Consider the following 14,293-nt stretch of genomic DNA (forward strand, 5'->3'; position numbering starts at 1 on the left):
TTAGTCGATTTTGGTTGAAATGGTCGTTTTTATTCCCACTCTATAGTTGCAGGTGGTTTTGAGCTAATATCATACACCACTCTATTAACGCCTTTTACCCGGTTAATTATTGTATTAGATGTTTTTTGCAGGAACTCATAAGGTAAATTTACCCAATCTGCAGTCATTCCATCTGTAGATTCTACAGCACGCAAAGCAACAACCTGCTCATAAGTTCTTTCATCTCCCATCACGCCCACAGACTGAATTGGAAGCAGGATCGCTCCCGCCTGCCAAACTTTATCATACAACATCCAGTCTCTTAGACCCTGAATAAAGATATGATCTACTTCCTGAAGAATTCTAACTTTTTCCGCAGTAATATCACCAAGAATTCTAATGGCCAAACCTGGTCCCGGGAATGGGTGTCTCCCAAGTAAAGCTTTATCAATTCCCAGCTCCTTTCCTACTCTTCTCACCTCATCTTTAAAAAGCATTCTTAAAGGTTCTACTACCTTGAGCTTCATAAAATCTGGAAGTCCTCCAACATTATGATGAGATTTGATAGTTACTGAAGGACCGTTCACTGAAACTGATTCAATAACATCAGGATAGATAGTCCCCTGTGCCAGGTAAACAACATCCTTTATTTCATGGGCTTCATCATCAAAAACTTCAATAAAAGTATTTCCAATGGCCTTACGCTTTTCTTCCGGATCACTTAGCCCTTTAAGCGCATCCAAGAAACGTGCCGAAGCATCCACTCCTTTTACGTTAAGCCCCATATGTTTGTATTGATCGAGAACACTTTCAAATTCATTCTTTCTCAACAATCCGTTATTTACAAATATGCAATAAAGATTCTTACCAATGGCTTTATGCAAAAGTACCGCCGCAACGGTAGAATCTACTCCACCACTCAATCCTAATACAACCTTATCATCACCTATCTTCTCCTGAAGTTCTGAAACCGTTAGATCTACAAAGGCTCCCGGCGTCCAGCTCTGCTCAGTTCCTGAAATCTTCACCAGGAAGTTTTCAAGCAACTGTTTACCATCGGTAGAATGATAAACTTCAGGGTGAAACTGGATCGCATAAGTTTCTTCCCCTTCAATTCTGTAAGCAGCATTCAATACGTCTGGCGTGCTCGCTAATCGAACTCCGTTTTCTGGCAGTTCAATAATAGAATCACTGTGACTCATCCAAACCTGTGAATTCTCTTTAATATTTTCAAATAATGCTTCTGCATCCTTGATCACGGAAAGATTCGCTCTACCATATTCTCTGGTATTTGATGGCTCTACTTTACCACCTGAAAAATGTGCCAGGTATTGTGCACCATAGCAAACAGCTAAAACCGGTAATTTCCCTCTTATTTTAGAAAGATCTGGATGTGGTGCATCTTCAGCTCTCACTGAGAATGGACTTCCTGAAAGTATTACTGATTTAAAACCTGATAAATCCTCGGGGATCTTGTGGTAGGGATAAATTTCGCAGTAGATATTCAGCTCTCTAACTCTTCGCGCGATAAGCTGTGTGTACTGCGAGCCAAAGTCTAGGATGAGTACGTTGTTTTGCATGCGCAAAAATAGGAAAATGAGCCAAAAATAAAATGATATGAGCCTATTAAATTTAATTCATTCTATAATTGTAGTTTCCGAATTACTTTCAATTCTCATTATAAAAAAAACAGAGTTTTAAATAAATTATTTCATTATTACTAAAAATATCTTCAATTTTAAGATTTGAGCTAAATTTTTAATATAAGTTTCGCATCCATTGTAATTTCTTTTGGATCTATATAGACTAATTTTATGAAGTCCCAATCAAATTAGCCATGTGACTATAACGAAATAAAAATGAAGATAGGTTTGCAAAATCTGCCTGGCTCTCAAATCCGGCCAGAACCAGAGAAAATGTGATTCAATATGGGATTATTATAATCGTGATTTTATCTCTTACTTATATACTGGTTTAAAAATTTGGAATACCTTATTTTGCCCTACCACAAAGATCCTCAATAATTTGAGGATCTTTTTGATCTAAGAAAGCTTTAAAAATTTTCAATCTATTCCAAATAGATTTTCAATTATATTTAAAGAATTATAAAATTCTCTTTATGAAGTACATCAGCGCGATCATATTTTCCATCGCCATCATTATTGCAGCATATTTTCTAGGAAATTCATATGTATCCAGAGCCAACCCAGACGGAGTTATTTCGGTAACCGGTTCAGGGAGCGAGAATTTTATATCAGACCTTATTGTTTGGGAAGGCAGATTCAGCAGAATGAACCCTAATCTTGAGCAAGCTTATAATCAACTTAATAGCGATAAAGAGATCGTTAGAAAATACCTTATCGAAAAAGGTATTAAACAGGAAAATATCGTTTTCAATTCCGTTCAAACACAAGAACAAAGAGAGAATCAATATCAAAATGGAAATTACACCGGCAGTATCTTCAAAGGCTATGAATTAATACAACCCATAAAGATCGAATCTAATGATGTTGAGCTTATTGAAAGTGTTTCAAGAGAGATCACCGAATTATTAAATAAAGGAGTTCAATTCAATTCGTCTCCACCACGATATTATTATACGAAGATCGCCGATCTTAAGATCGAGATGATCTCTAAGGCTACAGAAGATGCGAGGTTAAGAGCTGAAAAAATCGCTGCGAACAGCGGAGAAACACTGGGAGATTTAAAAAATGCCAATATGGGCGTATTCCAAATTACCGGACAGAATAGCGGTGAAGATTACAGCTGGAGCGGAGCGTATAATACTGCCGATAAGAATAAGACGGCTTCAATTACAATGAGGCTGGAATTTGAAATAGATTAATTAATCCAGTGTTTTCAAGATCTCTTCAATATCTTTTTCAGTAGTATCAGGATTAATAAAACAGAAACGAACAACGCTTTCTTCTTTCCAGATAGACGGAGTTACTAAGGCAAATCCTGAATTATGGTTTCGATACGTCCAGTCCCTATAATCTTCGGCGCTCCATCCTTTTCTTTTAAATAAAACTACGGAAAGGCTTGCCGGTCTAACCAGCTCTAAATTCTCATTTTTTTCGATCTTATCCGCGGCGATCTTCGCCAGTTCGATTCCTCTTTCTATAGCTTCTTTATACTTATTCGTTCCGTGCATAGCCAGGGAAAACCAGAGCGGCATTCCTCTAAGTCTTCTGGTTAGCTGGATCTGGTAATCTGCCGGATTAAATCCCTGAGCGCCTTCATCTTTGAAAATTTCCAAATAAGCTCCTTTTTGAGAATGAGCTTTTTTAGCCAGTTCTAAATCTTTATAAATAACCGCTCCGCAATCGTATGGAGAAAATAGCCATTTATGCGGGTCTATGGTAATACTATCTGCTTTTTCGATCCCGTTAAATAAATGTCTTACAGAGTTCGCTGCGAGCGCACCGCCACCATAAGCACAATCTACATGCAACCAGACATTCTCTGTTTCACAAACCTCTGAAATACCCTTAAGATCATCAATTATTCCCGCATTCGTAGTTCCCCCTGTAGCCACGACCGCGAAAAGCCTGTTTCTATCCTTTTCATTAAGATTTTCAATAGCTTTCCTGAGTTCATCGCCAGCAAGGAATTCTTCTCCGGAATCAATAAGATGCACATCAGCATCCATCACTTTTGCCATGGATTTTATTGAACTATGTGCTCCTGTAGAAGTTAATAACAGCGCTTTTTCCTTGGCGTGATCGGGTTTTTGCTCCCTCCACTCTTCACGAGCTGTTACCAGTGCCGAAAGGTTTGCCGCAGTACCACCACTTGTAAATACACCGAACGCACCTTCAGGTAATTTGGTTAGCGAAACCAACCATTTCATAGCCTGGTTTTCACAAAAAATTCCACCGGCTCCTTCCATCCAGTAAGCTCCGTGGATACTCGAGGCTGATGTCACAAGGTCAAACATGATCGCAGCCCTGGTTGGTGCGGCCGGTACGAATGCTAAATGACGAGGATGATCAATGGGGACCGTCGCTTTTACCAGCACATCCCTGAACAACTGAAATGCATTTTCACCACCAATACCTTCAGGAGTTATCGTTTCACCAACTATTCTTAAAAGATCTTCTTCTTTTTTTGGTGAACCAAGTTCCGGAGTAACATTAGAGATACGGTCTATGGTATACTTCATGACATCCAGGGTCATTTCAACCAGGTCCATATCTATAGTATGCATTCTGTTATTTTCCAAAAGTCAATATTTTAAAATTAGCGTCTAAAGGATCTAGGTTTTCCTTGAGCATATCTATTAATTCTTCACCGTATTCAGTATAGAATTCTGAAAAATTGGTCTGTCTTTCCTGAAGGCTACGATTAGGAAATAATTCATTTTGCAGGCTAGCGATTCTTTCCACCTCATCCTTCAGCTTACGTTTTTGAGCTTTCAAAAGTCGCTTTTCAAGGTTTTCAAGACCTTTCAACTGCTTCACTTCCTGTGCCTTCACAGCTCCCAGGAAAGATTCATCTGTTTTCTCTGCCAGGCTGTACATTTGCTGAAATTGCTTCACCAAATGTTCTTTCTGGGGAGAAAAATCTATATCGATATTCGAAATCTTACGAACCTTTCTATTAATAAGTTCATGTTGTTTCAGAAATAATTCCTGAAGAGAAATATTAAGTCTTTCTCGTTTAGCGTTCTGCTTCTCGGTTTGCAACAGAGCTGAATTTCGCAATAGCAATACTGGAAAAGTGACATTTTCTGCTTCGAAAAACTCTTTAAGCTCCAACCAGTAAGCCATTTCTCCACCTCCACCTATATAACAAAGATTTGGCAGGATCACTTCCTGATATAAAGGCCTCATCATAACATTGGGACTAAACCTTTCCGGATGCTCATATAGCTCCTTTAAAATCTCTTCCTTCGTCCAGGATATTTCCGTCTCATGTACATAATAATTCCCATCTCTTTCAATAATACGCTCACGCAAATCGCTGGTGAGATAAAAAAGATTGATATCTCTTGGATTCACCTGGACATTATAGCCTAGAGCATTTAATTTTTCAGCGCTTTCTGAAGCTTTTTTATTTGAGACCTGCTCCAGTAATTCATTTTTCACATAAGGGATAAAATGCTTTTTTAATCTCGCATCCCCTGCAGCAACGATCACCAGACCATATTTTCCGAATAATTCATTAGCGATATAGCGAGTTGCATCTGTAAGATTATCATGCTCCAGATATCCATTTTTGAATAACTCCTTTAGATATTCTGCACTATCACCGCCACCAATTTCTGCTGAGAATAATTTAAAAACTTCATCCAATCCTTCTGTTGAAAGTCCGCCAACGGCTGTGCTACCGGCTCTCACATCAGCATTGTTCCATTTGAATTTCTTGCCGTTCAAATTGAAGAAATTGATCTCCTCAAAGTCATGGTCTTCAGTAGCCATCCAGTAAACAGGTACGAAATCTTTTTCCGGAAATTTCTCCTTGAGCTTTTCAGTTAAATTGATCGTAGAAATGATCTTATATAAGAAATATAAAGGCCCGGTGAACAGATTTAACTGATGCCCGGTAACTATCGTAAATGCATCTTTAGACTTTAATTTCTCTATGTTATCCTTCGTTCTTTCTGAAGTTTCTAAACTGGAATATTGGTCGTTTAAAACCTGTGCAAGATCTTCTCTAATGCTGTGATCGTAATTACTTTTTTTATCTATGATCTGATCCTCAAAATTATCCAGTGTTGGAAATCGATTATAGAGCTGCTTCAATTCTTCCTTTTCAGAAAGATAATCCAGCATAAGTTTGGAAAAGTAATTGGTTTCGGAGTAAGTAATTTGGTCTGTAGCCATTAATTCTCTTAATAATTACCGTAAAGATAAAACCTTTTGAAGAGGAAACTAAATTCTATCGCCCTCCCTATATAATCTTTGGAATAAGATTAACATTCTATGAAAATTATTACATTAGAGTAATCATTAAAAATTCATCATGAAAAAATTTAAATTACTTACTCCTTTATTCATCTTATTATTTACTGTCGTATTAACGAGTTGCTCATCAGACGATGATGAAAATCCTGAACCAGATAGAACTCTTGAAGACATTGAGGCAGATTACCAGGCTTTAAACCTTAGCGCCGGCACCAATGATGTTAGCATTGATAACAGAGGTGGAAATCCTTGGAATTTCAGGATCATAATTCCGGAAAGTGAGGCTAATTCTCCAAGACCACTGGTTTTAACACTACATGGAGCTTCAGGAGGAGATCAAAATGCACATAAATACACAGATTGTTATGCTGAAGAAGGTTTCGCTGAAATTGACCCGATAATTTTAAGTCCGAATGGAGGTATAGATCTATGGGATGACCCATTCAATCAGGATATGATTCTTGGACTATTATACCTCGTAAATAAATTTCAGAATGTAGATGATTCCAAAGTTGTAGTTACCGGTTACAGCAACGGAGGTAATGGCGCCTGGAAATATGCTGAAACTACTCCTGGATTATTTAGTGCTGCCATCCCAATCGCTAGTTCTTACAATACGTATAACACCGTTGGTGACCCCCGACTTATCGACGTACCTCTTTATGTAATTCATGGTGAAGAAGACGAACTCTTCCCTGTAGAGCAAACCGAAGAATGGGTGGAAGCCACAAGAAGTGCAGGTACAGACGTAACCCTTGAAGTTGTTCCGGAACTTACTCACTATAATCCTTGTGAATACACTCCTCCGGTGAAGAATGCAGCAAAATGGCTTCGAGAGGAAGTTTGGAATTAAAACACAATAGTTTTTTACTTAATTTTGGATACTTTCAATTTTTAAATCCAGAATTTTGAAGAAACTCTCCTTATTACTAGGCTTAGTATTATTTATAAACCATATGAATTCGCAGGAATTAAAAACTCCTGCCGAATTCCTTGGTTATGAGCTCGGCTCTCAATTTTCAAGACATGCAGATGTAGTTAATTATTTCAATCATATTGCTGAGAATTCTGCTTTAGTTGAGTACCACACTTACGGAAAAACAAATGAGCGCAGACCTCTGACTTATGCTGTGATCTCTTCAGAAGAGAATATCTCTAATCTAGAAGATATCAGAAAAGCTCATTTAAATTCCACCGGAATAGAAAATGGAAATGCTACATCAGAAAAAGCAATTGTTTGGTTAAGCTATAATGTTCACGGAAATGAAGCTTCCAGTACCGAAGCCTCAATGAAAACACTCTATAAGCTTATCACTGAAAAAAAAGACTGGCTTAAAAATACTATTGTTATCATAGATCCGTGCGTTAATCCAGATGGACGGGATCGTTATGCCAATTGGTATAACCAGGTGAAATCTGAGCCATATAACATCTCACAACAGGCTGCTGAACATCACGAACCCTGGCCGGGTGGTAGACCAAACCACTATCTATTCGATTTGAACCGAGACTGGGCATGGGCTACTCAAATAGAAACTCAGGAAAGACTTAAGGTCTATAATCAATGGATGCCGCATATTCATGTTGATTTTCATGAACAGGGAATTAATGACCCATATTATTTTGCGCCGGCGGCTGAACCATTTCATGAAGTTATCTCTCCATTCCAGAGGGATTTCCAGACCAGGATCGGGAAAAATCACGCGAAATATTTTGACAAGGAAGGCTGGTTATATTTCACTGGAGAAAGGTTCGATCTGCTCTATCCAAGTTATGGTGATACCTATCCTACTTATATGGGAGCAATTGGTATGACCTACGAGCAGGCTGGCCATGGAAGAGCAGGATTAGGTATTAAAACAGATGAAGGTTATACACTCACATTGAAGGATCGCCTCGAGCATCATTATATCACGGGCTTATCTACCATTGAAGTTGCCTCCAAAAACGCATCTGAATTAAATAAAGAATTCAAAAGCTATTTCAAATCCGAAGGGTTTGACTATCAAAGTTATGCCCTTAAAGGAAGTACAGATAAGTTGAATTCATTGAAGGAATTATTAGACAGGCATGCGATTTCATATTCTTACGCTAATTCCGGAAAGATTAACGGACACAATTTCAACTCTAATTCCAATGGTTCTTTAGAGGCTAATAACGAAACCTTAATCGTCTCAACAGATCAGCCTAAAGGTAAAATGGTGAAGGTCTTATTTGAGCCAAAGACTAAGTTGATGGACTCGTTAACATACGACATTACTGCATGGAGTTTACCTTATGCTTACGGTTTAGATGCAGTGGCCAGCACAAAAAAAATATCAGGTTCAGAAATTAAACAGGAAGATGAAATTCAGAATTCAGTAAATTCTGAAACTCCAGGATATATCACCAAATGGAATAGTTTACAGGATGCTCAATTCCTGGCAGACCTTATTAAAAATGATATTAAGGTAAGATTCAGTGAAGTTTCATTTGAAAGTGATTCCAAGAAATTTGCTCCGGGAAGTATAATAATCACTAGAAGCGATAATCTGAAAAATAATGAATTTGATCAGAAAGTGATCGAGATCGCCAACCAGCATCAGCGGGAAATGCATAATGCAGAAACTAGTTTTGCCGGCTCAGGACCAGATTTTGGTTCAGCTTCCATTAAGATCATTAACAACCAGAAAGTAGCGGTTCTTAAAGGCAACGAGGTTTCTTCCCTTAATTTTGGAGAGATCTGGTATTTCTTTGAGCAGGATCTTAATTATCCAGTTACACCATTGAATACCGATTATTTTAATAGGGTCAACCTGAATGATTTTGATGTTCTTATCATTCCTGAAGGCTGGTACAGCGACTTTTTGAAAGAAGAGAATATTGATAAGATTTCAAAATGGATAAAATCTGGAGGTAAATTGATCGCTATTGGAAATGCTGTTGGAAATTTTAGCGAGAAAGAAAGTTTCGGAATATCAGAAAACAAGAAAACTGAAAAAGATTCAACCAATACAAATTCCAGACTCATTCCATATGCAGATCGTGAACGCGAAAGCATCAAGAACATGATTACCGGCAGTATAATCGAAACAAAACTAGATAACACACACCCTCTGGCTTTTGGCTATGGCGATAAATATTTTACGCTGAAATTAAGTAATGACAGCTATTCGTTGCTCGCCGACGGTTTTAATATTTCATATATTCTGGAACCTAAGGTAGTTTCAGGATTTGCCGGAAGTGAAGCCAAAAAGAATCTAAAGAATTCACTCGTTTTCGGGGAGGTACCCATGGGGAACGGTAGTGTGATCTATATGGTTGACAACCCATTATTCCGAGCTTTCTGGGAAAACGGAAAACTATTTTTTGCGAATGCTATCTTCTTTACAAATAATACTGGTTACGACTATTAATTAGAAATACTATGAAATTTATCCAATCTATATTTTTGCTCCTTTTTCTATGCGGCTTTAACTCAGCCTTTGCTCAGGAAAAATCAGAAAACTTTTCAGTAGACTTTGAAACTTTCAACCTTGAAAACGGTTTAAAGGTGATACTTCATCAGGACAAATCTGATCCTGTGGTGGCGGTTGCCTTAACTGCACACGTTGGTTCTGCCAGAGAAAAAGAAGGGAGAACGGGCTTTGCTCATCTATTTGAACATTTACTTTTCCTCGAATCTGAAAACCTGGGGAAGGGTGGTTTGGATAAACTGAGTGCGAGAATTGGAGGCTCAGGAGCGAATGGCTCTACTAGTAGAGATAGAACCAACTATTTTCAAACTGTTCCGAACGATGCACTGGAAAAAATGATCTGGGCAGAAGCTGATAAACTTGGATTTTTTATAAATACGGTAACTGAGCCTGTTCTGGCAAAAGAAAAACAGGTAGTTAAAAATGAAAAACGCCAGGGCGTGGATAATAGACCTTACGGACATACTTTTTATGTGGTAGACAAAAACCTTTATCCCGAAGACCATCCTTACAACTGGCAGGTGATTGGAAGCCTCGAGGATCTTCAAAATGCTACACTTCAGGACGTCAAGGATTTTTACAACAGATGGTATGTCCCGAATAATGTGATTCTTACGATTTCAGGAGATTTTGATAAAGATCAGGCGAAAGAATGGGTTCATAAGTATTTTGATGAAATAGAAAGAGGGCCTGAAGTTGAGGAATTAAAGAAACAACTGGTCACCTTATCGGAATCGAAGCGACTTTACCACGAGGATAATTTTGCTAAGCTTCCGGAACTAACCTTAACCTGGCCTTCGGTTTATTCATATCATGAAGATTCTTTCGCCCTAGAGATACTTTCAAATTATTTATCTGAAGGAAAAAACGCTCCACTTTATAAGAAGCTGGTAGAAGAAAAAAAGCTCACCGGTAGTGTGAATATGTTCAATTACACTTCTGAGCTGGCTGGGCAATTGATGTTACAGGTGAGAGCTTATGACGGTAAAGACCTGGATTCAGTAAAAATGGCTATTGAAGAATCATTTCAGGATTTTGAAAAAAATGGAATTCCTGAAAAAGATCTGAAAAGGATCAAGGCCGGACTGGAAACTGATTTTTACAACTCAATTTCTAGCGTCTTGGGTAAAGGCTTTCAACTAGCGCAGTATGAGATCTTCGCTAAAGATCCTAATTTCATCAATAAAGAGATCGATAAATTACTTGCCGTATCTAAAGAAGATGTGCTACGTGTTTTCAATAAATATATAAAGGATAAGAATTTCATCGCGACCAGTTTTGTTCCAAAAGCACAGATAGAACTGGCACTAGAGAATTCAGAAAAAGCTGAAGTTGTAGAAGAAAAGATCGTTGAAGGAGCTGAGGAGGATTTTGACGTCAGCACGGAAGTTTCGTATGAGCAAACACCATCATCATTTGATAGAAGTATGGAACCGCCTTATCAGGGCAAACCTGAATTAATTATCCCGGAAATCTGGGATTCAAGAATGCCTTCAGGAATGCAAATCATAGGAATTACAAATACGGAGGTTCCAGTTGTTCAATTCAGTCTAGAAATGAAAGGTGGACAGTTATTGGAAAGTCCGGCAAAAGCAGGTGTTTCAAATATGCTTGCTAATATGATGACAAAAGGAACGGCCAAAAAAACTCCTGCAGAACTGGAGGAAGCGATCGAACTTCTGGGTGCCTCTATCTACGTAAATTCAAGTGAGGAAAAGATCACAATTTCCGGAAATACTTTAGCTAAGAATTTTAAGGAAACCATAGATCTTGTTCAGGAAATACTACTGGAACCAAGATGGGATGAAAAAGAATTTGAATTGATTAAGCAACAAACTTTAAGCAGGCTTCAGGAAGAAAAAGGTGATCCAAATGCTATAGCTCAAAATGAGTTTAAAAAGCTAATATATGGCGAGAAGAGTATTCTATCATTTAATGAACTGGGCACACCAGAGACCGTTGAAAATTTGAGCATTGGAGATCTTAAAAACTATTACGAAGAAAATCTATCACCCTTAGCTGCTACTTTTATGGCAGTTGGTGCAGTATCAAAAGATGAAGCTGTAAATTCCATTAAGGCGATCTCAGCAAACTGGGCACCGAAAAATGTAAGTTTTCCAGAGGTCCCTGAATTTCAACTACCTGAAAAATCCGGTGTATATTTCTATGATGTTCCGGGTGCAAAACAATCTGTGCTTGCATTTGGCGCTCCTGCCCTTTCAGCTAAAAATGAAGAATTTTATCCTGCAGAGGTAATGAATTACAGACTAGGCGGTGGCGGATTCGCTTCAAGGCTTACTCAGGAACTTAGAGAAGGAAAAGGTTATACCTACGGAATTAGATCTAGATTCGCTGACCAGTCTTATGTAGGACCATTTATGATTTCTAGCGGAGTGAGATCTAATATTACTTATGAAGCAGCTGAACTGGTTCGTGATATTCTAATGGAATATCCTCAGACATTTAATCAGGAAGATCTTGATGTGACTAAAAGTTATATGATCAAAAGTAATGCGAGACGTTTTGAAACCCTGGGTGCTAAATTAAACATGCTTAGAGAAATTAGTGATTTTGGCTATGATTATGATTATATCAAGCAAAGGGAGAGCCTGGTAGAAAATATGAGCGTACTCGATGTTCAGGACCTGGCAAAAAAATATATTGATCCTGAAAAAATGTTTTACCTGATTGTTGGTGATGCTGAAACTCAAATGGGAAAACTGGAAGATCTAGGTTTTGGCACGCCAGTTCTTTTGAATGAGCAATCTGAAAATTAAAACTTTATAAAAGATTTAAGTCTGGGCGGGAATTTACATTTCCGCCTTTTTTATATCTTCTGCTCAAGAAATTCCAACCAGAAAGACCACAAATTGACTAAAAAACTGTCCTACATTGTCACCGGAAGTATTGTAGCCGGCTTGATTCTTTTATACTTTTTATATCCTCCATTCCAGGAATTCATCAATGAAACCTGGCAAATCCTATGGAGTAAAGATGAAAATGAAATTCACAATCATTTTAAAAGTTTTGGCTTCTGGGGACCTATAGCGATCATTGTCGTTATGGTCTTGCAAATATTCCTGGTAGTATTCCCATCATGGCTCCCAATGATCGTAGCTGTGCTTGCTTACGGATTCTGGGGCGGAGCCTTGATATCTATAGCCGGAGTTTTCTGCGCCTCGAGCATCGCTTTCTACCTGGGGAAATGGCTCGGCGAAGATCATCTTGAAAAGCTCATGGGTAAATCTAAAAATAAGAAGGTGGAATACTGGGTTTCAGATTATGGTTTCTGGACCATTGCTATATTCAGAATATCTCCATTTCTATCTAATGATGCTATAAGTATCGTTGCCGGAATGTTGAGCATGACCTATAGAAAATTCATCTTAGCTACACTTACAGGAATTGTGCCTTTATCTTTTGCCATCGCTTATTTTGCGCAGGATATCGATAAATTGAAAAACGGTCTTTACTGGATTGGTGGTGCCGGAATTCTTATTTACGGGATCTATGTTTATATAGATTATCGAAAAAGGAATAAGGAGTAAACTATTCAGTTCTAACCTTGATCTCTTTACGCCTAGGCTTTTCAGCAGTCACATTTAGTGGCTCTCCATAAAGGTCAAAATCGGCAGCATCTGTGATCCTTACTTCGTAATAATCACCTGTTTTCAGGTAAACTGAAGTTGCATCGATCAACACCTCGTTATCAACATCTGGAGAATCAAATTCGGTTCTACCTATAAAGTAGTTTCCTTCTTTACGATCTATTACTACTTTGAAAACTTCTCCAATTTTCTGCTGATTCAGTTCCCATGAGATCTGAGACTGAATTTCCATTATTTCATTCGCACGATCCTGCTTCACCTCCTGAGGCACGTCGTCTTCAAGATTATAAGCATGAGTATTTTCCTCGTGGGAATAAGTGAAACAACCAAGACGCTCAAAACGCATTTCCTTCACCCATTCTTTTAATTCCTGATAATGCTCCTCAGTTTCTCCTGGATAACCCACGATAAGAGTTGTTCTGATCGCCATTTCCGGAACTGTTTTTCTAAATTCCTTCAGAAGTTTCGTAGTCTTTTCATGAGTGGTTCCACGTCGCATAGATTTCAGAAGATCATCTGAAATGTGCTGCAGCGGAATATCTAAATAGTTACAAACCTTTGGCTCTCGCTTCATCACCTCAAGTACATCCATTGGGAATCCTGTTGGAAATGCATAATGCAACCTTATCCATTCGATACCTTCTACCATTACAAGATTTTCAAGCAATTCAGCCAGATTACGCTTTTTATAAAGGTCCAGACCGTAATATGTAAGATCCTGGGCGATAAGGATCAATTCTTTAACTCCGTTAGCAGCAAGTTTTTCAGCTTCTTTTACCAGGTTTTCAATTGGTGTGGATTTGTGCCCTCCACGCATAAGCGGAATTGCACAAAACGAACATGGCCTATCGCAACCTTCAGCGATCTTTAAATAAGCATAATTCTTTGGAGTAGTTGTTAAGCGTTCTCCAATTAGCTCATGCTTATAATCGGCTTCCAGAGCAGATAGCAATCCGGGCAGCTCGGTAGTTCCAAAATATTGATCTACATCAGGAATTTCCTTCTGAAGATCAGGTTTATAACGTTCACTTAAGCAACCCGTCACGAATACCTTATCTACATCTCCCTGCTGCTTCTTCTCAACGAATTCAAGAATGGTATTTACCGACTGCTCTTTTGCATTATCAATAAATCCGCAGGTGTTGATCACTACGATATTCCCGTCTTCTTCATGTACAACGTCCTTATCATTTGCCTTTAACTGCCCCATCAAAACCTCTGAGTCGTAAACATTCTTACTACAACCAAGGGTTACCACGTTGATCCTGTTCTTTTTAAGTGACTTCGTCCTCATAAACCGTTTGCTTTTTAGCCGTGATCATTTCTTTAGAAATCATCAAAG

Annotated in this window: 9 protein-coding genes; 5 read left to right on the top strand and 4 right to left on the bottom strand. The window is 38.3% G+C overall.

What is annotated here, in order from left to right:
* Window positions 1-29: 29 nt before the first annotated feature.
* On the bottom strand, window positions 30-1,559 hold the full coding sequence (gene guaA, locus RE431_RS08930; RefSeq protein WP_309561641.1) for a glutamine-hydrolyzing GMP synthase: 1,530 nt from the start codon (window positions 1,557-1,559) through the stop codon (window positions 30-32).
* 539 nt (window positions 1,560-2,098) lie between these two features.
* On the opposite strand from guaA, the gene RE431_RS08935 reads away from it, so the two are divergent.
* Window positions 2,099-2,824, top strand: coding sequence for an SIMPL domain-containing protein (locus RE431_RS08935; protein WP_309561642.1), 726 nt, complete (start codon window positions 2,099-2,101; stop codon window positions 2,822-2,824).
* Here the strand turns inward: RE431_RS08935 and RE431_RS08940 are convergent, their stop codons facing one another.
* Both RE431_RS08940 and bshC read right to left on the bottom strand, forming a co-directional pair.
* On the bottom strand, window positions 2,825-4,189 hold the full coding sequence (locus RE431_RS08940; RefSeq protein ID WP_309561945.1) for a pyridoxal phosphate-dependent decarboxylase family protein: 1,365 nt from the start codon (window positions 4,187-4,189) through the stop codon (window positions 2,825-2,827).
* Between the two features lie 4 nt (window positions 4,190-4,193).
* Window positions 4,194-5,807, bottom strand: a complete 1,614-nt coding sequence (gene bshC, locus RE431_RS08945) for a bacillithiol biosynthesis cysteine-adding enzyme BshC (protein ID WP_309561643.1) — start codon at window positions 5,805-5,807, stop codon at window positions 4,194-4,196.
* Between the two features lie 139 nt (window positions 5,808-5,946).
* Between bshC and RE431_RS08950 the strand changes: the two genes are divergently transcribed.
* From RE431_RS08950 to RE431_RS08965, 4 genes are all read left to right on the top strand, one after another.
* Entirely contained in the window at window positions 5,947-6,741 is a 795-nt protein-coding gene (locus RE431_RS08950) for a carboxylesterase family protein (protein ID WP_309561644.1), read from the top strand.
* A 103-nt stretch (window positions 6,742-6,844) separates the two neighbouring features.
* Window positions 6,845-9,283, top strand: a complete 2,439-nt coding sequence (locus RE431_RS08955) for a M14 family zinc carboxypeptidase (protein WP_309561946.1) — start codon at window positions 6,845-6,847, stop codon at window positions 9,281-9,283.
* 11 nt (window positions 9,284-9,294) lie between these two features.
* Window positions 9,295-12,120 (top strand): M16 family metallopeptidase, encoded by a 2,826-nt coding sequence (locus tag RE431_RS08960; protein ID WP_309561645.1) that lies wholly within the window; start codon window positions 9,295-9,297, stop codon window positions 12,118-12,120.
* Between the two features lie 93 nt (window positions 12,121-12,213).
* Window positions 12,214-12,891, top strand: a complete 678-nt coding sequence (locus RE431_RS08965) for a TVP38/TMEM64 family protein (protein ID WP_309561646.1) — start codon at window positions 12,214-12,216, stop codon at window positions 12,889-12,891.
* Between the two features lies 1 nt (window position 12,892).
* Here RE431_RS08965 and rimO read toward each other — a convergent pair whose 3' ends face one another.
* Window positions 12,893-14,245 carry a 30S ribosomal protein S12 methylthiotransferase RimO gene (gene rimO / locus RE431_RS08970; RefSeq protein ID WP_309561647.1) on the bottom strand — a complete coding sequence of 451 codons (1,353 nt, stop codon included), beginning with the start codon at window positions 14,243-14,245 and terminating at the stop codon, window positions 12,893-12,895.
* Window positions 14,246-14,293 lie beyond the last annotated feature (48 nt).

This window comes from Christiangramia sediminicola (assembly GCF_031344135.1).
Taxonomy (GTDB): Bacteria; Bacteroidota; Bacteroidia; order Flavobacteriales; family Flavobacteriaceae; genus Christiangramia; species Christiangramia sediminicola.

Bases quoted from the DNA above. Each gene is read 5' to 3' on its own strand.
- guaA (WP_309561641.1), bottom strand. From the start codon at position 1,559: ATGCAAAACAACGTACTCATCCTAGACTTTGGCTCGCAGTACACACAG.
- RE431_RS08935 (WP_309561642.1), top strand. From the start codon at position 2,099: ATGAAGTACATCAGCGCGATCATATTTTCCATCGCCATCATTATTGCA.
- RE431_RS08940 (WP_309561945.1), bottom strand. From the start codon at position 4,189: ATGCATACTATAGATATGGACCTGGTTGAAATGACCCTGGATGTCATG.
- bshC (WP_309561643.1), bottom strand. From the start codon at position 5,807: ATGGCTACAGACCAAATTACTTACTCCGAAACCAATTACTTTTCCAAA.
- RE431_RS08950 (WP_309561644.1), top strand. From the start codon at position 5,947: ATGAAAAAATTTAAATTACTTACTCCTTTATTCATCTTATTATTTACT.
- RE431_RS08955 (WP_309561946.1), top strand. From the start codon at position 6,845: ATGAATTCGCAGGAATTAAAAACTCCTGCCGAATTCCTTGGTTATGAG.
- RE431_RS08960 (WP_309561645.1), top strand. From the start codon at position 9,295: ATGAAATTTATCCAATCTATATTTTTGCTCCTTTTTCTATGCGGCTTT.
- rimO (WP_309561647.1), bottom strand. From the start codon at position 14,245: ATGAGGACGAAGTCACTTAAAAAGAACAGGATCAACGTGGTAACCCTT.